Source organism: Mariniphaga anaerophila (assembly GCF_900129025.1).
GTDB lineage: Bacteria > Bacteroidota > Bacteroidia > Bacteroidales > Prolixibacteraceae > Mariniphaga > Mariniphaga anaerophila.
The window spans coordinates 104,959-128,333 of record NZ_FQUM01000009.1; the positions used below are offsets into that span (position 1 = coordinate 104,959).

Annotated in this window: 18 protein-coding genes, 1 tRNA gene and 1 pseudogene; 12 read left to right on the plus strand and 8 right to left on the minus strand. The window is 38.4% G+C overall.

Features of this window, described 5'->3' with window-relative positions:
- Positions 1–5 precede the first annotated feature (5 nt).
- Both BUB08_RS16710 and BUB08_RS16715 read right to left on the minus strand, forming a co-directional pair.
- Positions 6–1,049, minus strand: coding sequence for a FecR family protein (locus BUB08_RS16710; RefSeq protein WP_073003056.1), 1,044 nt, complete (start codon positions 1,047–1,049; stop codon positions 6–8).
- A 56-nt stretch (positions 1,050–1,105) separates the two neighbouring features.
- Entirely contained in the window at positions 1,106–1,654 is a 549-nt protein-coding gene (locus tag BUB08_RS16715) for an RNA polymerase sigma-70 factor (protein WP_073003057.1), read from the minus strand.
- A 266-nt stretch (positions 1,655–1,920) separates the two neighbouring features.
- Between BUB08_RS16715 and BUB08_RS16720 the strand changes: the two genes are divergently transcribed.
- The 5 genes and pseudogenes from BUB08_RS16720 to BUB08_RS16740 all read left to right on the plus strand — a co-directional run bounded on the left by BUB08_RS16720 (position 1,921) and on the right by BUB08_RS16740 (position 8,343).
- A tRNA-Leu gene (locus BUB08_RS16720) sits at positions 1,921–2,004 on the plus strand.
- Positions 2,005–2,122: 118 nt separating this feature from the next.
- The gene (locus tag BUB08_RS16725) at positions 2,123–3,484 is read left to right on the plus strand and encodes a hypothetical protein (RefSeq protein ID WP_073003058.1); all 1,362 of its coding nucleotides are present in this window, start codon (positions 2,123–2,125) and stop codon (positions 3,482–3,484) included.
- A 7-nt stretch (positions 3,485–3,491) separates the two neighbouring features.
- Positions 3,492–3,731: pseudogene (locus BUB08_RS16730) on the plus strand (transposase); the annotation flags it as partial.
- 551 nt (positions 3,732–4,282) lie between these two features.
- Complete coding sequence (locus BUB08_RS16735) at positions 4,283–6,724, plus strand: alpha-amylase family protein (protein ID WP_139249770.1); 2,442 nt, start codon at positions 4,283–4,285, stop codon at positions 6,722–6,724.
- Positions 6,725–6,741: 17 nt separating this feature from the next.
- Entirely contained in the window at positions 6,742–8,343 is a 1,602-nt protein-coding gene (locus BUB08_RS16740; protein WP_073003060.1) for an alpha-L-fucosidase, read from the plus strand.
- Positions 8,344–9,044: 701 nt separating this feature from the next.
- Here BUB08_RS16740 and BUB08_RS16750 read toward each other — a convergent pair.
- The 5 genes from BUB08_RS16750 to BUB08_RS16770 all read right to left on the minus strand — a co-directional run bounded on the left by BUB08_RS16750 (position 9,045) and on the right by BUB08_RS16770 (position 16,754).
- Positions 9,045–9,728 (minus strand): DUF3823 domain-containing protein, encoded by a 684-nt coding sequence (locus BUB08_RS16750; protein ID WP_073003062.1) that lies wholly within the window; start codon positions 9,726–9,728, stop codon positions 9,045–9,047.
- 18 nt (positions 9,729–9,746) lie between these two features.
- Entirely contained in the window at positions 9,747–11,516 is a 1,770-nt protein-coding gene (locus BUB08_RS16755; RefSeq protein ID WP_073003063.1) for a RagB/SusD family nutrient uptake outer membrane protein, read from the minus strand.
- A 12-nt stretch (positions 11,517–11,528) separates the two neighbouring features.
- Positions 11,529–14,906 carry a TonB-dependent receptor gene (locus tag BUB08_RS16760; RefSeq protein ID WP_217651643.1) on the minus strand — a complete coding sequence of 1,126 codons (3,378 nt, stop codon included), beginning with the start codon at positions 14,904–14,906 and terminating at the stop codon, positions 11,529–11,531.
- Positions 14,907–15,096: 190 nt separating this feature from the next.
- Complete coding sequence (locus BUB08_RS16765) at positions 15,097–16,083, minus strand: FecR family protein (RefSeq protein WP_073003064.1); 987 nt, start codon at positions 16,081–16,083, stop codon at positions 15,097–15,099.
- A gap of 68 nt (positions 16,084–16,151) precedes the next feature.
- A complete protein-coding gene (locus tag BUB08_RS16770) occupies positions 16,152–16,754 on the minus strand; it encodes an RNA polymerase sigma-70 factor (RefSeq protein WP_175550032.1) in 603 nt (200 codons plus the stop codon).
- An 855-nt stretch (positions 16,755–17,609) separates the two neighbouring features.
- Here BUB08_RS16770 and BUB08_RS16780 point away from each other — a divergent pair.
- From BUB08_RS16780 to arsB, 5 genes are read left to right on the plus strand one after another with little or no spacing between them, the layout of a single operon-like run.
- Complete coding sequence (locus tag BUB08_RS16780; RefSeq protein ID WP_217651644.1) at positions 17,610–17,909, plus strand: ArsR/SmtB family transcription factor; 300 nt, start codon at positions 17,610–17,612, stop codon at positions 17,907–17,909.
- Between the two features lie 51 nt (positions 17,910–17,960).
- On the plus strand, positions 17,961–18,224 hold the full coding sequence (locus BUB08_RS16785) for a thioredoxin family protein (RefSeq protein ID WP_245820216.1): 264 nt from the start codon (positions 17,961–17,963) through the stop codon (positions 18,222–18,224).
- Positions 18,225–18,282: 58 nt separating this feature from the next.
- Positions 18,283–19,368, plus strand: a complete 1,086-nt coding sequence (locus BUB08_RS16790) for a permease (protein ID WP_083570826.1) — start codon at positions 18,283–18,285, stop codon at positions 19,366–19,368.
- 35 nt (positions 19,369–19,403) lie between these two features.
- Positions 19,404–19,829, plus strand: a complete 426-nt coding sequence (locus BUB08_RS16795) for an arsenate reductase ArsC (RefSeq protein WP_073003067.1) — start codon at positions 19,404–19,406, stop codon at positions 19,827–19,829.
- Positions 19,826–20,857, plus strand: a complete 1,032-nt coding sequence (gene arsB, locus BUB08_RS16800) for an ACR3 family arsenite efflux transporter (RefSeq protein ID WP_073003068.1) — start codon at positions 19,826–19,828, stop codon at positions 20,855–20,857. Before BUB08_RS16795 ends, arsB begins: the two co-directional genes overlap by 4 nt.
- Before the next feature lie 221 nt (positions 20,858–21,078).
- Here the strand turns inward: arsB and BUB08_RS16805 are convergent, their stop codons facing one another.
- A complete protein-coding gene (locus tag BUB08_RS16805) occupies positions 21,079–21,648 on the minus strand; it encodes an outer membrane beta-barrel protein (RefSeq protein WP_073003069.1) in 570 nt (189 codons plus the stop codon).
- Between the two features lie 287 nt (positions 21,649–21,935).
- On the opposite strand from BUB08_RS16805, the gene BUB08_RS16815 reads away from it, so the two are divergent.
- Positions 21,936–22,766: a hypothetical protein gene (locus BUB08_RS16815; RefSeq protein ID WP_073003071.1), complete on the plus strand. Its 831-nt coding sequence runs from the start codon at positions 21,936–21,938 to the stop codon at positions 22,764–22,766.
- A gap of 55 nt (positions 22,767–22,821) precedes the next feature.
- A partial coding sequence (locus tag BUB08_RS16820) for a transposase (protein ID WP_175550029.1) occupies positions 22,822–23,375 on the plus strand: 554 nt, incomplete at its 3' end.

Here is a 23,375-nt window from a genome sequence, read left to right on the forward strand (position 1 = left end):
GAGTATTACTTGTTTATTGCTCTGTTTTCTGATAAAATGTAGGTATTGTTTTCTTTTTCCAATTTCAAATCGAATGTTAACCGGATAACGTTCAGAACGAATTCAACAGGTTTTTTGTCGAACTGGGCCGTGAGGATTAAATCGTTTAAATATTCTTCTTTTAATTGAATATCAGTGTGATATGTTTCGTTTAAATAGAAGATTACTTCGCTAAGAGGAGTGTTGTTGAAAAGCAGAATCCGGGTTTTCCAGGCCAGATAGTTTTGATTGGCATTGGTTGACTTTTCCAACTTTCCGATTGAATTGATAAATGTGCCTTTCTCTCCCGGTTTTAGTGTAATCTCTTTTAAGTCGGAAATATTTGTGTTTTTATTGCCTGTTACTTTTACTGTTCCGGTTTTAACAACTACTTCAACGGTTTTGCTTTCAGGATACGCATTTACATTAAACGACGTTCCTAAAACCTGTACCCGGGCATTTCCGGCATTGATAATGAATGGTGTTTCGGGGTTGTGTGCAACATCAAAAAATGCTTCTCCGGTAATTGTTACTTCCCGCACATTGTTATTAAATTTTGTGGGAAATTCGAGTTTCGAATTGCTGTTTAATGTAACCAGTGTTCCGTCAGGAAGAACATATTCGTTAACAACCTGATTTTTGTCCGAAATGATTTCACTGTAATTTACTGAACCCTGGTTTTTTTGTGCGAAGTAGAAGGCGGCGCTGCCTGCAAGTATTGCTACAACAATAACTGCAGCGTACCTGTAAAATTTTGAAATGATAGTTCTGCGTGTTAAAGCAGGAGTTATTTTAGGCTGAATACGCTGTTTCGTTTTCTTCCAGGCCGCATCAGAATTGAATTTGTTGAGTAGAAAATAATCGTCTGTTTTTTCCAACAAAACTTTTATTTCTTCCAGCTCATCTTTGTTTTGTTCCGATTGGGATGCCCAGTTTTCTACTGCTTCTTTTTCTACGATGTTTGCCTGGTGGCAACAATATTTTTGCAGCAGTTCGTACTTTGGTTTTTCTATGGAATTATTTGTTTTCATCTGTAATGAAGACAAATGATCTGAGTTTTACCCTGAATGTAGTTTGAAAAAATTAATCAGAAAATTAAAAAATGGCGCAATTTTTTACGTAAAGTGCTAATTGCGAGTCCTATTTGGGTTTCTACTGTTTTTACTGAAATGTTCAATTTTAGGGCAATTTCATTATATTTCAATCCTTCTTCCCTGCTCATTCTGAAAATCTTTTGTCGTTTTTCCGGCAGCTCAGAAATGCTTTCCTCAATTTTTTGAAACAGTTCTTGTTGGGTGTCAATGTTTTCTCCGGAATAGAATTTCTCAGTTTGGGCCAACACTTTTTTAGAATGTTCGTTTACGATTTGGTTGTGTTTGATGTAATTCAGGCAATGGTTTTTTACAGCTCTGAACAGATAGTTTTGTAGAGACGATTCAATTTTAGTTTTCTTCCGGTTTTCCCAAAGGAGAACAAACAGCTCCTGAACTATTTCTTCTGCTGCAGACGGGTTTTTTAATACTTTAGTGGTATACAGGCATAAATGGGGGTAATATTGTCTAAAAAGCGCTTCAAACGCTTTCTTATCGCCTCCCCTGATTTTTGCAAGAAGAATATTTTCCCTTTGCTTGTCCATTAATTACGCCTGTTAAAACTGCCTGACTAATTTAGTAAAAACGATGTTATTTCCTGAAAACAAAAGTATTGAATGAAATAAACATGTTTTTTTATCCAGGTATTGCAATCAGTAATGCTGAAATTTTCGCTAAAATCATGAATCTCTTCCGGTTTTTTGAACGCTTAGAAATCAAAAAAACTAAAACAGATGAAATTTAGGAGTAAGATTTTGTCAGTTCCGGTTAAATAATTAGTTTTGCACACCAATTTTCCGCAAAGGGAAATGCCCGGGTGGCGGAATTGGTAGACGCGCTGGATTCAAAATCCAGTTCTGGCAACAGAGTGCGGGTTCGATTCCCGCCCCGGGTACAAAAAAAGCCTGATTATCGATTGATAGTCGGGTTTTTTTATCGCTTTAAACGAAGTGTTGTTTTGCAACAGAAAGTGCCCCTGTTATTGAAAATATTTTAACATTAATGTGTGTGAAATGAAAATTACAGTTTATATATTTCTAGCCTTAGTTATTCTCATTATAAATTTTTGTTCAGCATCAAATGATGTAGATTCGATACCTGATATTGAAGAGGGGCTTGCAATGGAGACTTATCCAAATCCGGATATTGAAAATAATCCAATTGTCGATTACTCAAAGTGGAAAATCAAAAATGGAAAATTTTATATGAATGGTAAATGGAAATTTCTAAAGATTGCCAAACCATTGAGAAATTTTGCGAATCAAGGTGAGGTTGATAAACTAATTGCAGACCTTGACACGTTAAGAAGTAAGTTTTATAATACAATAGAAATAAATTGTTATTGGCATCATTTTGATACTAATGGTGATGGTGAAATTGATAAATCATTAGCTCCCCTTAATAATCTCATTAATGCTATATATCAGAGAGGAATGTATCCTTGCCTGTCTGTTGAAACTTATTCTGTAGGAGGAGGTCAGATACCAAGTGGGTTTTGGGATATTTATCCTGATGCATGCGCTATTGACGACAAGGGCCAAGAGGTAAGAGATACGGAGTATGGTTTTAATAACGCAGTGGTTTCTATTTTTCATAAAGGATATCGCGAAACAACTCGTAAATTTATTAAAAATCTTGCGAGTGGTATTGACACAAAAAAGATTCTATATTTTGAAACAACTGTTGAGCCCCAATATATGGGAGATGTTAGGTTGTGCTATAGCGAGGCTGCAAAGACTGCCTATGTAAATTGGAGGAAGGCAAATAATATTACAGACCAAGCTTCTGAGATGCCTACAGGTTTTCCTGTTTCATCAAAATTTGTTAATAATTCTATCTGGAATAAATTTCGAGCTCAGTTTTTGGCGAAATGGGTTAATGGGGATGCTCAGGCTTATCGGGAAATTGCAGGTGCATCAGCATATGTTGCAGTAGATTACTTAGATGCAAGTGAAGAAGTACAGAAGTTTAGGGATGGTGATCCTATTGAATTTTTAACCCACCTTACGTCGGTTAATATTATCCAGGTTAACTGGCACTGGCATCTTGGGAATAATGCCCCTAACCAAAAGGCATATGATAGAGTTTGGCAAGTTAAAAATAATGAAGGGAAAGACTGGGCAATTACTGAGCACATGACATTAAATGGCAGTGATTTCTTGTCACATTCAGACAGTGGTATTGAAAAAATTCTTGAAAATGCGCTAAAGCAAGGAACACGTTTTGGTTTTGAGTTTACCAATGTGATAAATAATAGTAATAGCACTTTTGGCCTTTATAACAATGACTGGGAACCAAAAAATGTAATTCGAATTGTTGACCAGTATTGGGGATGGTGGCTTTACAGAGCAAATACTATTGAAAAAGAGAACTAATTTTTAATACGATAAGCAAATCCGCAGGCTCATTTACACAACCAATTCTGTGGAAGGATTTCACCGTCAGGTACGAAAAGTAACCAAAACAAAAGGTGCTTTTTCCAACGATATGGCTTTGCTGAAGCTGATTTATCTGACAACCGAACATATCTCAAAAAAATGGACACAGCCGCTCCAGAACTGGGGCCTTACTGCACAGCAGTTGAAAATAAAGTTTGGAGACCGAATGAAACTTGACCTCTGATTTTAATCTCTAAAAGCAAAGTAAAAACAGGATTTAAAACCTGTCAAGGGTATATAAATGGCTTCGCATACTCAGCCGCCCCTGACAGAACTCAAATCCCGTTCAAAAAAGCTTTTACGATTAAAAATCCAGAAAATGAATTAATTTTGATTGATAGAAAATTACCAGACAGAGTTTAGATTACACTCCCTTAACAATAATTTTAAAATGTAAAAAGTATCTTAGGTTTATAGAGAAATTTGTTCAACAGGTTTAGACGTTAAACAATATCCTCTCACAATAGTTTTGAGTATTAGACAAACATGTTTCGTTTTGTGTTCAATTACAATTGCCTTTGAAGCCCAGGAAATGATTATTTTGAAATTCAAATATAGCGGTCTCGATAGCCAATACGATTCTAATTTGGAATTATTAAAAATGACATACCCAGACGATTCCATAGACTGCTTAATTGGTCTTTTTACTATTTTTCATAAACGGTAAATCAAGTCCGTTAAACTAACTCTTAATGAAAAAAACATTCAAACGTAGCTAACGATAAATCAATAATTATGAAGACTTTGAAACTTTTAATCTTGTTCTGCAGTATCGCACTGTACTCCCAGTCACAAACGGTTTCTGTTGGAGAAAACGAAGCCATTTTAGAAAATCAAAAAATTAAAATCGAATTTAACCTTGAGGCTGGAACTTACTCCGGAGTCTGTAAAGCTGACGGTACATTTATGTTTTCTGATGCAACATTTTTGCTCGACCGTGGTCAGAAAATGTGGAACTTGCCACCACTGCTTATTAAAGCAGAAGAAATAAGTACTGCCATTGGCAAAAAACTTCGGGTATGGTACATTCCAGAAAAGGGTTACGATCCGATTCGCTTCCTAGATATCTGCCTGTTCGACAACAGCCCGAAAATTATTTTTAGATGGGGAGTAAAGAATGATTTCGACTATGAGGTACGAGTACGCCAAGCTGATGTTTTATACGAAGGCAGGCTTTTCGACGGACAGCACCCCACCAATGCCAAAGTATTGAGGGGCGGTGCAGGCGCCGAACCAAATTTCGTGGAAGAAACATGGAAAATAGACGCACTGAACAGCACAATGCTTACTTACAACGATTCATTGTCGGAAAGTAAAAGAAGAACAATTGTGGCAGGAGGTTATAAATATGCCGAGTTCTACCGGGAGATAGAAATTTATGCGGGTCGCAAAACAGGCACTTCCGATGGTGAATTCAGCTACCAGGGCAAGCAACCGTACATCACTTTTTCAATTACCGATCCACAGGGAAAGCGCATTGCCCCACATACAACATGGGTTTCAGAAGACAGTTATTATCTTGATTTTATTACTGAAGATCCTTTTATTTCACTGGAGCAATACGGAAAGGAACTGGCCAAAGTAAACCATGCCAATCCAAACAGATATAACTTTCCGACACTTTGTGGCTGGATGGTTTCTACCAAAAGCCTCGGCGAAGGAAAGCCAATCAACAATTCACCGGCTTTGGTCGACCAAATGGAGTTGGCACGGGAAAGAGGCTTGAACAAATACACTTCGTTAGCTGTGCGCCTCGAACCCGATTTTTATTGCTATGGAGATTTTGGAAATACGCAGCAAGGTTGGTGGGACGATGAGCATTGGGCAAAATTCGGTTCGCTGAAAGCGCCTTACGAAACCTTTTCAAAATTCAGCTCGGGTGTTCAGGAAAAAGGAGGACGGGTTTTTACCTATTTTCAGAGTTCTATGCCAAGCAACGATTTTGCTGTTGCACATCCCGATTGGATGTTGAATAAAGATATATCCCTGTTACACACCGATCATTACCACCACCGCCCTTTAGTGCGATACGACTATTCAAATCACGATTTTCAGAAATACATGCTTGCAATGTGGTCGCGACTGGGCAACGATGGAGTAAAAGGCATTAAATTCGATTACCCGGAAACAGCCTGGGCATCGGGGGGTGGCTTCGACGATAAATCATTCACAACCACTTCTGCTTACCGCGAAGTTTTTAAACTCTGCCGCGAGGGCATGGGCAAAGAAGCATTTATTCATGAAAGAAACCTGGGAGGAAAGACTCATGAAAATGCGCCGCGGTTAGATTGCACTGTTGGCATTGTTGATTTACAGCGTGTTTGGGGCGATGCCAGCCACTTCGAGCCGGAGATGGCTTCCCGAATGGGACTTAGATGGTACAAACAGGGAGTGGCATATCGCTATTACCCCGATGGGAAAAGTTTCTACCTAAAGGGTGTTGCACTCAGCGCCAAAGACCGCAGGACTTTCCTTACACTGGTAGGGTTACTGTCAGGCCGCATTGAACTGGGAACCAGCATTGGGTCGATGACCGACAGTATGTTCTACGACCTTACCCGCATGTTCCCTACCCTCCCGAATGGCAAATCTTTTCGCCCGGTGGATTGTTTTCTCGGGAACGAACACCCTTCTGTATATGTATATGATGTTGTTCCAGGGTGGAAACAGTTGATCATGGTTAACAACGACACGAAGAATGCTCAGGATATTTCGGCACCTTTTTCGGGCGATCAGGTAGCCACCGGATCAATGGGATGCAATGCAGAGAGAAAATATGTTGTATTTGATTTTTGGAACAGCAAAAGCTTGGGAGTCTATTCGGGGAACGACACATTTGTCCGCCATCTCGATAAGGGTGAAGCTCTTATTTATTCAGTAAAAGAATTAAAAGCATATCCTCAGATTATTGGCACAAACCGTCATGTAATGTGCGGGATGTTTGAAGTTGAGAATGAGGAATGGAACAAGAATCGACGGGAGCTATCGTTTGTAACAAAGCTGATCGGCGGCGAGCCAATGAAGATATTTGTGCATGTGCCGGATGGATTAAAAGTGAAAGAAGTAAAATCGGAAGCAACTGCTACAATTGATTTAAATGGAAATGATATGACAATCACCCTAACTGCCTCAGACAAAAACGCCAACCTTCCGATCAACATATATTTTTCTAACTAAACTGAACTTAAATCCTTATGAAAAAAAATCAGATTCTCCTCCTAATTCAATATGCAGGACTTATTACATTGGCTGTACTATTTATTACCTGCAAAGAACAAAGAAAACCGCAAATCAAATACGAGCCAACGCTCGAATCATTAGGACAGCACCAGTGCCCGGAATGGTTTAGAGATGCTAAATTTGGCATATTCATGCACTGGGGGGTAATGAGTGTTGTAGAAGGTAATAGCGGATGGTATGGCCGCCATATGTACATGCAGGTTAATAACGAATGGGGGCAAGACTATCAAAAACATTTGGAGCGCTATGAACATCCTTCAGAATCGGGATACAAAGACCTTATCCCTCTTTGGAAAGCAAGGAAGTGGAATCCTGACAAAATAGTGAAACTGTATAAGGAAATTGGAGCAAGATATATCGTTCCGGTGGCAGTTCACCACGACAACTTCGACTTATTCAATTCTTCCTACCAACCATGGAATTCTGTTAATATGGGGCCGAAACGTGATGTTATCGGAGAATGGGCTGAGGCAGCAAAAAAATACGGACTTCGCTTCGGGGTTTCGTCTCATAACGACCGCAGCTGGACCTGGTTAGAACCCGCATTCGGAAGCGATGTAAGCGGCCCAATGAAAGGAGTAAAATACGATGGATGGGATACAAAAGAAGATGGCAAAGGACTTTGGTGGGAAGGATACGACCCTGCTGACCTATATACAACGCCACACGATTCGTCGGCCACATTTACGAAAGAATACTGCGAAAAATGGTACAACCGCACCATTGAACTGATAGACAAGTATCACCCTGACTTGATTTATTTCGATGGGCCACTCCCAATTATGGGAACCACCGAAGCTTGCGCCAAATCGAGGTCATGGACAAAAGAATACGGGTTACGAATGGCAGCTCACTATTTCAATGAAAACCCTACCTGGAACAACGGAAAAAATGATGCTGTAATTGCAATTAAAGAATGGAAAGGTTTCCCGATACCCAACAAAAAAGCATTTACCGCCGACTTTGAGAAAAGCGGGAATACGGATACTCAGAAGTTCCCCTGGCAAACCGATACGTCCTTATCTGGCACATGGTTTTGGAACGGGAACCCTCATAACGAAATCAGCGACACTGTCATTATCCACAACCTGTGTGATGTGGTTAGCAAAAACGGAAATTACCTGCTGAATGTAGGCCTGACTGCTGATGGAGAAATTCCGGAGTATGAAATGACAAGCCTCGAAAATATCGGAGCATGGCTAAAAGTAAACGGAGAAGCAATTTTTGACACCCGCCCTTGGGAGAAATTTGGAGAAGGCCCGTCAATAGTGCCGGAAGGAGAATTTCAGCAAAACAAAAAGCCATTTACCAGTGAAGATATTCGGTTTACAAAAAAACAGGATGCTTTGTATGCTATTTTTATGGACTGGCCAAAGAATAATGTTGTTAACATAAAATCGTTATCTAAAGCATTATACGGCGAAACTCCGATTATAAGTATTGAAGTTTTGGGTAGCACGCAAAAAATCAAATGGGAACAAAACGATGATGAGCTAAAAGTTGAATTACCAGAGCAGAAGCCTTGTAGTTATGCCTATGTCTTAAAGATTCAATAATATAAAATGAAGAGTTAATGGTCAAAGTTTGCTTTGATTAAGCATTTTTGAAAGAAGATAAATGAATACAAAGTCAACGTATTTAATCTTTTGATGGATGCGTTGATTTTATTTTACGCAGACAGCCAAAAACCGATTTATATGGGTTCGTAACATAGTAAGAATTGTACAGTCAAAATTAAGCCCTAATAAACAATTAATTCAAACTATGAATACCAAAAGCGGTTACATCACTTTTCTTTTATTATTTGTAGCAGAACCTGCTTTTTGCTAGGGTGGACATGACAATAAGCTGTGGTACGAAAACCCACCTGAACATTGGGGTGAAAACCCTTCCTCCTAGGAAAGGGAGGCTTGGCGCCATGGTGTTTGGATGAATTGAAAAAGAACATATCCAGTTTAATGAAGAAACTCTGTGGAGCTGACAACCGCATAACTACTCAAATCCAGAAGCTTATCAAAATATTGATGCTATGAGAACTCTCATCTGGGAAGGAAAAGCATGGAAAGCAGAAAAAATTGGAACTGAATATTTTATGAAATCTGTAAAAGTAGAATTAGAGACTGTAAAATAAACTCCGTCCAACAGTATTAATTTTGTAAGACAGAGTTCATTTTACAGCCTCTTTGTTGCAAGTCTAAAATAGAGTGTATCAATGATTTGAAATACTCTATCTATTTAATTAGTATTAACTCAGATACTACATTTCAATTTTAACAATCTTTGTAAAATTATATCGTTTTTGTGCATTATCTGTTCTTGCCCCAATTCTTACATAGTAAATAGAATTGGACTCGAAGTTACTAATTGACTCATTGAATGTGGTTTGCAGAATCTCTTCATCGGAGATATTTTGCAAATCAACCATTGGGCTGATTTCTGAGCTGAAAACGTTGTTTCCAACACTTGGATTTTTTGATATAAACACTCTTGTATCGATAATCTTATCTCCCGCCTGTTGCCGTTTTAGGCGATAAGAAACGTTAAGCGAATTCCCCGACTTTGTAATATCTACATTCTCAAATTCAAGATAAGGTATAACTGTAAAATCGATGTTTTTTGTCCCTTTAATTTCCGTTTCAACAGCATCTACCGGGAAAAATGCTCCTTCTACGGGTTGTACTTTGTATGTCGCTGCAAATAGTCTGGTATTTCTGAAGGTGCCATCAGCTTTTCCCCAGAAATACTGAGGTTCTGGATTATCTGACCAACTTGTTTCAAGCAATTTAATCCTATATGCGTTGGGTTGCTCTGATACAAAGTTTTCATCCGACCCTTTTACTTTTAGTGTACCTGTAAGTGTGTGGTTCGGCTCATCGTAGTTGTCCACTTGACAGGCAGTAAGCAGAATTAGTAAGCCTAATATCAATTTATGAATCTTCATTGCTAATGTTTTTTATAATTAATAACCTGGATTCTGTATTAAGTTTGGATTTTTGCTAATTTCTTCTCCTGGTATTTTTACGTAGTAGTTCTTTGGTTGAAATGTAAGATTTCCTCCGATTTTTTCCTTGGTGAAGATATACTTATTTTCGTCCTCAACATAATATGGGCAAAGAGACGTGAATTGCTTATTATTGATCTCAGAATCAGCAATTCTCCACCGCCGAATATCCCAGAAATTTTGGCTCTCTAGCGCTAGTTCCATTCTTCGCTCACGTCTTATATTATCTACTGTTAACTCGTCCATCGTGAGTAATTTCGCTCCGGCCCGATCGCGAATTTTGTTAATTGCAATGAGTGCTTCATTTTTCTTGTCGTCAATGTTAAATGCAGCTTCTGCTTCATTTAGAAGAACTTCTCCATAACGGAACAATATAAAGTTGTTTTCACTATTTTCAAGTAATACTTCTGCTTTTGATAAACTTGGATTTTGGTATTTTCTATTAAAGAAGCCGGTGGCAGTCATTTCATTATGCCCAATTCCGCTGGCACCAATAATTGGTCTTCCGTTATGTAATATATTGTGATCAGAAGCAACAAGTTTTTCTCCATTTGGATAACTGGTGAAAATACCTTTCTGAACATCAATGATTTCTCCTTTGAATTTGTCCCCAGGAAGCATTACAGTTGCCCTAAGCCTGGGTTGAACATTTGCAAATAAATCTGAGATTTGGTCAAATCTTAACGGATTCCCATTGTCATCATTTACTTTAAGTACTCCACTGTTTCCATTAATGTCGTCATACTTTTCCACAAGTTCAAGAGTCGGGCACCATCTGCTGGAGTACCCTTGAGGTCCCCGCATTTGATAAGGAATCGTTATTGCCTGAAAACTATGGGCATTGTCAGGATATTTATAATATGAAATAAAAATATTTTCCGGACTGTTTTCATCCAAGAACATATTCAAAAAGTTTTCATATTTATCAGAATATTTGTTATATAAAGAGAATTTCTCTTTAAGTGCAACAGATGCATCATAACTTGAATTGTAAAAATATTCAGCTTCGTTATTGGGTATTCCAATCAATCCATTGAGTTGTACGGTTCCATATTTTGCGATTGAACCAGCGTAAAGCATCGCTCTTGATTTTAATGCAAGCGCTACATTTTTATTAGCTCTGCCATTTGCAACAGTTCCTTCATCTAGTAGGCTTATTGCGTCAACAAGATCTTTCTCAATAAACTTATAAACCTCTGACTCTGTATTGCGGGGTACCTGAAGCTCTTCAATACTTTGCTCCGGATAGTTTTGAACTTCGGTGATTATTGGTACTCCTCCATAGCGTTTTACTATAGAAAAGTATATAAATGCCCTAAGGAACAAAGCTTCTCCTTTCAACTTATTTGCAACTTCATTTGAATAATTTTCAGCATAATTAGGGAGTGTTGCCAAAAAATAATTAACGTCCCTTATGCTTGAATATGCCTGTGCCCAATAGGTGAAATCTTCATCACGTAGGTAATCATAGAGCAAGTCACTAGGGCATGCCGTTATTTCTCCGGAAAAAGTATTAGTACCATGGTTACAATACCATGATTGTGGGTCATCGCGGGTAAAGGTAAAATCTTCATAAGGGAGTTCTTTATAGATGCCTGCCATGTATGCATCTATTCCAGATTCGTTTGCAAATGTAGCGTCATCCTGTACAATATTTATTGGCGGTACATCAAGGGTGTTGCATCCAGCAATAAAGAACATTATTATTATTAGTGCTTTATATTTCATGATAATAGTGATTTAGAATGTTACGTTTATACCAAAATTGTAGGTTTTAACCAAGGGATAGAGATAGCCGTAGGTATCACTTGGATGCTCCGGGTCAAGGTATTTAATTCCAGTCCACGTATAAAGGTTATAGCCCGATACATAAAGTCTTACTTTTTGGATTCCTGCTTTTGTCAGTATTTTATCAGGTAAAGAATAGCCAATTTCTAGGCTTTTAAGTCTTAGGTATGACGCATCTTGAACATATCTTTCTGACCCCCAGTAATTAGTTGTCCATTTGGTATTGGTAGATGGATAATAGCCAGATATCCATTCACTGTTGGGATCATTAGGATCAGTTAAATGCCATCTGTCGGTAAATTGATTCAATGCATTTCTATCCCAGTATAAAGGTTGTTTTAGTTGTTCTGGGTAGTCAACATTACTCATCGCATTGCCTTGGAATAGCGCATTAATATCGAATCCTTTCCACTCGGCATTTAATGTTAATCCAAAGCTTAACATAGGATACCCAGATGTGGCAACCGGATAGTAATCTAAACCATCAATTACTCCATCTTCATTCCAGTCGACATACTTGTAATCTCCTGGATTGATAATATCGTTTCCTCTATTATCCTGAATTGGGGAGTTATAAGCATCTTCGAAAGATTGAAATTGTCCTTCATAGCCATAAGCCCACCAGATATTATTGTATCGATCAGTATAGTTATTTCTCCAGTTGTTATAAGAATTCGTTTGATTGGCAATTTCTTTATATTGCCATTTTGTTCTGGTGTAAGAAATATTCCCTGATACCATGTAATTAAAATCGCCTACATTGTTTCTATGGCTAACTACCAGATCAATTCCCTTGGTAAAATCCCCTTCTAAGTTTTCTTGTGGCAAAGCAGCTCCCACTGTTCCTGGTAAGCTCAAAAGTCTTGAGGCTAAAAGTCCATCTCTGTCACGGCTAAAAACATCAATTTGTAAGCCGAATAGTCCTTCCCACATTTGGGCATCCAACCCCAGGTTAAGAGTTTTGGCTGTATACCATGTAATATTTGGGTTGCTCATTCCACGCGAACTTACAGCATTAACAAAATTGTCTCCAAACACAAAGCCTCCGTCAGGATAGTTAAATCCTGTAAGAAATTGGTAGGAAGAAGCATTGTCATCTCCCATAACCCCGTATGAAGTTCTTAGCTTCAAGTTGTCTATAGAAGGTAGATTGTTTTTTATAAATGGTTCCTCAGACATTCTCCATCCAACTGATACTGCCGGGAAAAAGCCCCATTGGTTATCCTTTTCAAATTTAGAAGAGCCATCGTAGCGAAAGCTAATTTCAGCAAGGTACTTCGATTTATAATTGTAATTGAACTTTCCAACTAACCCTTTATTGGCAATCTCCCATAAGTCATCTACATCCATCGACCCCTGTTGGTTTGTACTGTTCCCTGCAAAAAGTTGATCAACTGCATCCATGCTGAATTCGCGCAATGCATAGAAATTATCCATTTTCCCTGTGCTTTCCTCATATAGTAGCAGTGCGCTTACATTATGAGATTCCTTAAAGACATTAGAATAAGATAACGATAGTTGCATTAGAGTGTTTTCCCTTTCTGTCAAACTCCGTTGTATTGTTGACGGTGACTGATTGATGTGTTCGTTATAGCTACTGGTGCTTTCATCGTAGGTGTAAAGCGTGTATGCTTTTTTGTATGCTTTTTCAGTATCGGAAATATAATCATAACTATACAGGCCTTTTGCCGTTAACCCTTCAACGAAAGGAATATCGTAACTTAAGCTAAAGGAGCTTTGGAATATTCTTTTGTTAAATTTTTTATATCCGCTTATATCTGCATCGGTAATTGCCAGCGGGTGGTCACCATCGGCGGCACTATACAAATAGTTGGGATTATCATTTGCATAAATTGGCCACAGAGGTACTTGGGTCCAGGTTGATTTGTACACTAGCCAAGAGTCGTGATATGGCTGGTTTTTATTATCTTTCATGCCACCAATAAGAAATTCTGCTTTCAGTCTTTTGGTTAACTGGGCAGATACATTAGATCTTATATTGAAACGGTCGTAATTCAAATCTCCGCTTTTCCACAGCCCATCTTGCTTGAGATAACCAAAATTTAAAAAATAGTCAACTTTTTCTGTCCCGCCCGAAGCGCTGATATTGTGCTGTGTTTGTGGTGCAAACTCGTCAATGGCAACTCCTGGCCAGTCGGAACTCTTTTTTGTTCCGTTCAGGTATGCATTTATTTCGTCCTGGCTGTAAATGGGGTCTTGCCCGTTATTGATGTTATTCTCATTCATAAGGGTCATGTATCCTACAGCATCGGCACTTTCCGGAAGACCAGTTCCCTGTTGCCAACCATAGGAGCCATTATACCCCATTGTAACTTCACCTTTAGCCCCTTTCTTTGTTGTGACAAGAACTACCCCGTTTGCAGCTCTAACCCCATAAATGCTAGCAGAAGCATCTTTTAAGACAGAAACACTTTCTATCTCATTCGGATCAAGTCGGTTCATGTTCTCCCGAGGTATTCCATCAATAATAACTAATGGTGTACCCATTCCTCGAATTTGAAAATTGGTATTGTATGCTCCTGGTTCGCCAGTTTTTTGAACCACACGTACACCGGCAATTTTTCCAGCTAACATGTTTTCAACATTTTCGTTTTTGGTGGCAATAATGTCGTCAGCATTCACTGATGCAATAGAGCCTGTGAGGTTAACTTTCTTTTGAACTCCATAACCAACGGCAACAACTTCCTCCAATCCAATGGTTTCTGGTGTTAATTCAATGTTAATGGTTTGTTGGCCTGTGTAATTTACTTCCTGTGCTTTCATGCCAACAAAAGAGTATTGAAGTGTCGCATTATTGGGGATATTTGCTAATGTATATTTTCCATCAGCATTAGTTACAGTCCCATTGGTTGTACCTTTTATTATGACGGTAACTCCAGGTAGCGGCTGTTTATTTTGGTCGGTTACTATACCCGAAACCGGTTTTTGCTGTTGCTCACCTTTGGACTCAGCCAGGTTTTTAGAAACGGCGATGTACCGGTCAATAATTTTATATCCGTAATCGGTATCTTTCAGTAGCTGGTCAAGAACATCAGTTATTAAAGCATTTTTACAGTTTATGTTCACTTTTGTATCAAGAATATCCTTGTCGGCCCTCAACATAAAGTAAAACTCGGTTTTGTTTTCGATGGTGTTTATCACGTCTTCAATGGTGGCGTTTTCCATCGATAAATTAAGTCTTGTTGATTGTGCATAAGAACTGGCAAAAGACTGGATCGTAAAGACAAAAACTAGCATTGCTGTTATCTTCACAATCCTAAATAATTTTAAATACCTCTGAATATCAGAAGCAGAGTTGCTTTTTTTCATAAATTTGTTTTTAGTTAAATGATTTGCTTGCCAAAGAGTTATTCATTAAACGATTGCTTGAGGTATAAACACAAGCATTTTTACAGACTGAAAATATTGTCCGTATTTTCGGTCTGTTTTTTTAGGATGAGTTGTTTTTTTTCATAAAGTTTGATTTTTTCAGTTATTAAATAATTGCCTTTGTTAGTTTTTAATCCCAGTATATTAAAGTTGGTTCATTTGCACGTGGAACAATTTCGTATTTGAGGGAGGTTGTAAGCTTGAATACTTCCAGTATTTGGTCTATCGGTTTGTTTTTTAAAATTGTTCCAAAATATAGTTCTTTGCCCAATTGTTTATTTCTGATAACGATTTCAACATTATACCAGCGTTCAATTTTTTTTGCAATATCCTCTAATTTTTCATTTCGAAAGGTTATCAATCCCTTTTTCCAGGAAACGAACATGTCTGTATTCACTTCGCTTACAATCAGCTTGTTGTCGGTCGCTGTATAGCGGGCTTTTTCTCCGGGTACCAATTTTGTAAGTTCCAAACCATCTTTGTTTAAAACACTAATGCTTCCATCCACAAGGGTAGCACTAATGCTGTTATCTTCCGGATAAGCTTCAATATTAAAAGAGGTTCCGTAAACTTTGATGTCGAGTAATGGAGATTTTACGATAAATGGGTGTTCCTGATCTTTTTGTACATCGAAAAAAGCTTCACCATTGAGAGTAACTTCCCTCTTACCATGGCTAAAATCGTTATCATAGCTAATTGTACTTCTCGAGTTAAGCATTACCAACGTCCCGTCTGGCAGTTCCACGTTTGTCATCTGCCCCTGCGGTGCTGTTACAGTATAATTTGATGCATAGATTTCGTTTTCGCTTACTTTGTCTGAACTTAAAACGAACCAACTGAGAATTCCACCAATACCAATTAGGAGGATATATATGGCAGCCTGTTTTAGTGCTTTGAATAATAGGGATTTATTGTTGTGTTTTTTTGCTGAATTATGAAAAAGGGCAAGCGCGGTACTTTCGTCTTCGTCTGTTTTTTCCGTAAGCGCCCAAATTTTTTTTAGCTCTAAAAACTCGTTTTTATTTTCAGGATTTTCTTCAATCCAGGCGAAGAATTGCTGCTTTTCCTCGGAAGATGAAGTACCGTTTAAGTATTTAATGATGATGTCAAAATTCATATGATTATGCTATTGAATTAATGTACACCTAAGATTGAGGATACCCTGTATTGAATCCTAATTTTTTATCAAAATCCAAGTATCAATACAATTAATACTGTTAGAAATTCGGCCAGACGTTTGCGTAGAATTTTCAAAGCACGGGTCATGTTGGTTTCAACCGATTTAACTGCAATGCCAAGTTCTTCGGCTATTTCGCGGTTTTTTTTGCCTTCAGACCTGCTTTTCAGAAATACCTCCCTACACCGGTCTGGGAGTTCTTCAATGGCTTTTTGAATTGCCTTCTCCAGCTCGGTAAAATGGATTTCATCAAAATTGAACGACTTTATAATATCATGTGTCAGCAGGTATTCTTTTTCTTCGATACTTTTTTGTAAATATTTTTTTTCAATTTTTTTATGTCGCAGGTAATTCAAACATTCTGTTTTTGCTGCCGTGTAAAGGAAGGAGTAGATTCCGTTTTCAGTCTGTACTTTGTCGCGGTTTAACCAAAGTTTCAGAAAGGCTTCCTGGGTTATACTCTTCGACTTGTCCAAATCGAAAATAAACTGGTTACAGAATCCGGTAACTTTGTTGTAGTTTATCCTGAATATTTTATCAAATACCTTTTCATTTCCTGCTTTAAAAAGCAGAAATTCGGGAGAAATGGTATCTGAATTTTTTTTAAGCAAAAGCAGTTTTTTTTAATTGTGAATGGAAATAAAAAAGTGTATGATTTTGTGTTATTGCATCGAGTTTACTCCTGGTATTGTGGCTGGCATTTTAGTAAATGCTGGTCGAATATAATGATTTCGTTTTGCGTCTCCATGCCCCGGCAGATAAATCCCAACAATTTCGGCTTTGTAATTCCAAATATCTATAACAGGTTTTATAACTCTTGAAGAACTCGAGTTTTCGTGAATGAAGATAATGTTTTTCATAAGTGTTGGATTCTGAGGATGAAAATAATCATAATAATCAACACTAAATTTTTGAGAAAGTTTAATTCCTGCGGGGATTATCCGGGTCCGTTTTTTTCTTCCTGAAAAAATCAATTTTATTCAGGTACTTCCATGTTTTAGTAGTGAAAATGGCGAATATTTTTTCGTTTCTGATGGCTTTACTAATAAATGAAGCCGTAACCTACATTAAGAGAGTATCATCCGTAACCGAAATGCTTTTATGAACCTTTACTTTTGAGTGATTAAACCCGGACGCAGACACACGATAGCCCGTGGTTTCCGAGAATGGTTTCATTGCTTTCCCTCAAATCGAGATTTTCAAGATTATCTCGTAATAAATTCAAGGTGGCTTAGTTTCTATAGTGTCTCTCTTTTTGAGCCTGGAATTCATAATAAAAACTGTATGGATACAAAAGGTACCGCAAGTTAATTCACGTTTATTCCTGTTAGCGATCCCTGATAATCATGATTTTTTTTATCACTTTAAAGGAAGTGTTGTTTTGCTACAAAAACGATCTTTTTTCCTTTTCAAGTCAGAATTTTAAATCAGAATGAATATCTTTGTTCGTAATATTACGAATGATAATGGCAGAAGAAACAGTTTTTACAGAAAAGCAACAAAAAGCAGCCCGGTACGCCAAGGCAATGGGGCATCCGGTGCGGATGTATGTTTTGGAATTGCTTTCCAATCAGAGTTGCTGTTACAGCGGTAATTTAAGCGACGAACTCCCCATTGCCAAATCAACGCTTTCGCAACATTTGAAAGAATTGAAAGACGCCGGGTTGATCCAGGGAGAAATAGAAGCGCCCAGGGTTAAGTATTGTATAAACAGGGCAAACTGGAAAGAAGCACAACTGCTGTTTAAAGAGTTTCTGAAAATTTAAAAAATTTTGAATAAATAGTTCGTTATTCTACGAACACCGAACAATAAAATTATGGATTACAAAGATTTGAAACCCGGTAAAATGGAACTTCTCGTTTTAGGAACCGGTTGTCCGAAGTGCAAAGCGCTCGACAAAGCAGTTAACGAATTGGTAGCTGAATTGGATTTGCAGGCCAATGTTCGTAAGGTAGAAGATATTATGGAGATTATGCAATTTGGCGTAATGCGAACTCCTGCCCTGGTTGTTAACGGAAAAGTTGTTGTAAGTGGCAGAATTCCGAACAAAACCGAGTTAACTTCATTCTTAACACGGTAATTGAAAATGATGCCAGTCAAATTCAACACTAAGGTTCTGCTTTTTTAAATTACAGAGTATGTCGCTTGTAAAAACACCACTATTGTCGGCTTCAGACGTTTTGAAAAAAAACAAACGAATCAGGTTAATTGCAGCTATCTCATTGGTGCTGCCGGCTTTGCTGTTGCTGTATTATTTTCTGGTGCCCATTGCCGATTTTTTTATTTACGAACTATTTGGTTTGACTTCGGGAACACATCTGGCCGAATCACTGCATTTTTTCATCTACGATACACTGAAAATTTTAATACTTCTTTTTCTTATCAGTTCGTTGATGGGAGTGGTAAACGCATATTTTCCCGTAGAACGGCTTCGGGTTTATCTTGCCACAAAAAAAATGTACGGCCTGCAATACTTGTTTGCCTCGTTTTTTGGCGCGGTTACTCCTTTTTGCTCATGCTCGTCTATTCCGCTGTTTATTGGTTTTGTAAATGGCGGCATTCCTCTGGGGGTAACTTTTTCTTTTTTAATCACCTCTCCCCTTGTAAACGAAGTGGCTGTTGCCATGTTTCTGGGATTATTCGGAGTTAAAGCTACGCTTATTTATGCAGGAAGTGGTATTCTGCTTGGCGCGTTAGGTGGCTTTTTTCTGGGAAAACTGAAGCTCGACCGGTATCTGAGCGATTGGGTGAAGCAAATTCAGACCAATTCGGCGCAGGTTTCGCAACAATGGGAAGCCGAAAAAACAGCCTTTATCGACCGTCTTCCTGGAATTATCAGCGAGGGGTGGAACATCGTGCGGAAGGTGTTGGTGTATGTGCTTATTGGCATTGCCATAGGCGCGGCTATGCATGGTTTTGTTCCCGAAAACTTTTTTACCGGCTACCTTTCGGCCGACAAATGGTATGCGGTTCCTCTGGCAGTAATACTTGCCGTGCCCATGTATGCCAACGCTGCCGGAATTGTCCCGGTAATACAGGTGTTTGTGGCAAAGGGCGTTCCTCTCGGAACAGCAATCGCTTTTATGATGGCCGTTGTTGGCCTCTCTTTGCCCGAAGCCACCTTGTTGAAAAAGGTAATGACATGGAAACTAATTGGTATTTTTTTCGGAACCATAAGTGTTTTTATTGTTCTGCTGGGGTATTTATTTAACCTGATTTTGTAAACAGAAAAAGTTCGAAAACTATAATTTTTACACGTATGAAAGTTTTGATTTTGTGCACCGGAAACAGTTGTCGAAGCCAAATGGCGCATGGTTTTATGCAGTCGTTTGACAAACGGATAGAAGTGGCTTCGGCAGGAACAGAAGCTTCAGGAAAGTTAAACCATAAAGCGGTGGAAGTGATGAAAGAAATCGGAATCGATATCAGTCATCATTCTTCTGATTCTGTTGATTTGTACCTGGACAAACAATGGGATTACGTAATTACCGTTTGCGGTGGCGCCAACGAAAATTGCCCCGCTTTTCTGGGAGATGTGAAACATAGGCTGCACATTGGTTTCGATGATCCGTCGCATGCGACCGGCACACCTGAGTTTATTCAAAATGAATATTACCGTGTGCGGGACGAAATAAAAGAGGCCTTTTACAAATTGTACAAAGAAGAAATTTTGCCGCAGTTATGACAAGCACGAAAAAGCGAATTGGTTTTTTCGAAAAGTACCTTACTCTTTGGGTTGCCATTTGCATTGCAGTAGGTATTGGTATCGGAAATTTTGCAGGAGACAGCATTCAGATATTAAGTAATATGGAAATTTACAACGTTAATATTCCTGTTGCCATTTTAATCTGGATGATGATTTATCCCATGATGCTTCAGGTTGATTTCTCCAGTATAAAAAACGTGGGGAAACGTCCTAAAGGGCTAATTCTGACAGTTATTATTAACTGGTTGGTTAAGCCATTTACCATGGCATTTTTTGCCTGGATATTTTTCACTAAAATTTACGCCGCTTTTATTTCGCCTGAACAGGCCGGAGAGTATATTGCCGGTGCTATATTGCTGGGGGCGGCGCCTTGCACGGCAATGGTTTTTGTGTGGAGCTATTTAACCGATGGCGACCCGAATTACACCCTGGTACAGGTTTCTGTTAACGACCTGATTATTCTCATAGCTTTCATTCCAATTGTAGGGTTTCTTTTGGGAATCACAAATATTTCAATTCCTTACGATACCCTGATTGCAAGCATTATTGTATTTGTGGTAGTACCTCTTTTGGCCGGATATTTCACACATAAAATTCTGATAAAAAGAAAAGGCGAAGATTGGTTTAAAGGGCATTTTCTCCCTCGGTTTAAACCGGTTTCTATTGTTGCCTTGTTGCTTACTTTAATACTGCTGTTTGCTTTTCAGGGAGATATTATTGTGGAAAACCCGTTAATTATTCTGTTAGTGGCTATTCCCTTGGTTATTCAGACCTACTTCATATTTTTTATTGCCTGGTTTGGCGGACGGAAATTGAAACTCCCACACTCCATTTGTTCCCCGGCGGCAATGATTGGAGCCAGCAATTTTTTTGAGCTGGCTGTTGCTGTTGCCATCGCATTATTCGGGTTACAATCACCGGCAGCGTTGGTAACGGTGGTTGGCGTTTTGGTAGAAGTGCCGGTTATGCTGTCTTTGGTGGCACTGTCTAACAAATGGAAGTATTAGTTGTTGAATGTGTCTCACATTCTGTTATTGCGTTTCAGTATTTGCATTAAATTCTGAATTCGAGTTTTGAAAATAGACTATTAAAGTTCTGATTTAAATTATATTATAAAAGAGCGCCCGGAATGTCCCAGGCGCTTTTTTTTAAACTGTTGTGTTAGCTACAAGAGAGAAGTATTGGTGTGTTGCAACTCAAAAATCAAATTATGGATGATTTCTTTTAGTTAGAAATCGATATGAATACCGGCGTTTATAATGATGCCTCTGTTTTTTGAGTCGATAGTTTCGTCCTTAAAAGTTTTTGTCATTGTGTATTCGTAATTTACTTCTACAAACAAAAAAAGTATATCTAACCCAATACCGGCATCAACTGCCCAAAGCGCGTTATTTATGTCATCCTTTGTAATTCCGTGGTCGCCACCACTTATTTTTCCGGGAATAGAAACAGTAGGGCCGCCGAAAACTCTCATGGCTAAAGGTCCGCTTTCGTGTCCTAAAACATGATATCCTGCATATACCGGAATTTTTACAAAATTCTGGTCAAAGGCTAATTCTGTTGTTTCCATGGTCAGCGTTTTAGAATTCCGAACGAATTGAATTCCCGGTTCAACGTAAAATTTATCGCCGATAAGTACGCCGCCACCAAACTGAAATCCTGCTTTTGCGGAAACATCATTATCGTCGTTGCCAAATTTTGTCAGGTTTGTTCCTACCAAAGCTTTTAGCTCTACCTGCGCATAAGAAAAAGCAACACCAATAAAAAGTAAAATGGTTACCAAAAATAATTTTCTCATAATTCATAATTTGAAGTTAATAACTCAAAAACAACTGGTTGCATAAAATTGTTTATCATGATGTTAACAGGATAGGTGAAGATAAAGGCTGCTTTTTGCAGTGAAATGTTGTGTTGGCGAGTCATTTTTTTTATTGCGTAACGGCAATGGGAAATCAGTTGATACTGCTTATGAAGCGGATTTTTGCTTTTCATTTTTTGTAATGTCTGAAATAATTATGAAATTGAAGCAGAGTATTTTAATGAACATTTAGAAATGATTTTTTATCACTTAAAATTTTAAAAACCATGCGTAACAGAAGTTTTAGAATTTTTATTTTGGTCTGTATTGTAGTAAGTGTAATTGGTCTGCCGGGTTTTGCTCAGGATGATAATTTCGATAAAGTAGTTATGCTCAATGGCGATGAGCACATTGGTAAAGTAACAGAAATGAATCCGGATGATATTGGGTTTGTTCATAAAAACGAAACGCTTACTTATAAAATCGCAAAAGCCGATATTAATAAAATTCAGTTCTCGAGTGGCCGGATTGAAGTGATAAATGCAGTTGCAGATGTTCAGCAGACCAACATGCCGGTTTCGCTGCAATCGCATCACAACTGGGTGGCTGTTTTACCTTTTTCATACATTGGAGAAGGCGGCGGACGTGACAAAAAACTGGAGGAAAAAGTTCAGATGGACTGTTACAATGTTTTACGAGATTTTGCTACTCAGTTTGAAATTCAAAACCCGGTAACAACCAATGCATTATTGGTTAAAAATGGGATTGATGAGCAGGTTTTGAAAGGATTAACGCCAGAAGAAATAGCCCACTTGCTTGAAGTGGAATATGTGGTTTTGGGAAATATTACAGTATTTCATACCGGCACAACTACCCGCCACTCGTCTGTGAGCAAGCAGAAAACTGAAAAAGACAGTAAAAAGCTTGTTGATATCCTAACTGATTCGGGGTCGACTTCTACCACAGACCGATTTCGAACACAGGTGGATATGCAAATTTTTAATGACCTTGGGCAAGATATTTTTACAAAATCACACGATTCGTTTTGGCAAACTGAAGACGCGTACGAGATTACATTGAAATACCTTATAAAAAGGTCTCCATTATACCGGAAATAGGAGACTGTAAAATGAACTCTGTCCAACAGTATTAATTTTGCAAGACAGAGTAATTATGGAAAGTAAAAAATTTAAAGCGATGCGTGACAAAGCCCTTGAGCAGTTACGCAGTGGACGATCCCTAACAGGTAAAGATGGCGTATTTGCGCCCTTGTTGAAAGAGTTTATCGAAAGTGCCCTTGAAGCAGAGATGAGTACCCATTTGGATGATTTTGAACGATTATCAGGCAACAAACGTAATGGGAAGAAAAGCAAAACGCTCAAAACCGACTCGGGAGAAATTGAGATAACCACCCCGCAAGACCGCAACAGTAGTTTTGAACCACAACTTGTAAAAAAGCGAGAGACTGTACTGGCGGATAACCTTGCCCCTAAAATCATTGGATTATATGGACTGGGGATGAGCTTTCGGGACATCTCTAATCATATTAAAGAGATGTATGATGTAGAAATCTCCCATTCTACATTAAGTGAGATAACCGACCGGGTTATTCCACAGGTCAAAGCCTGGCAAAGTCGTCCGCTTGAATCGTTGTATCCGATTGTTTGGCTCGATGCGATGCATTATAAAGTCAGGGATGAAGGCCGAGTGGTAAGCCGTGCAGTATA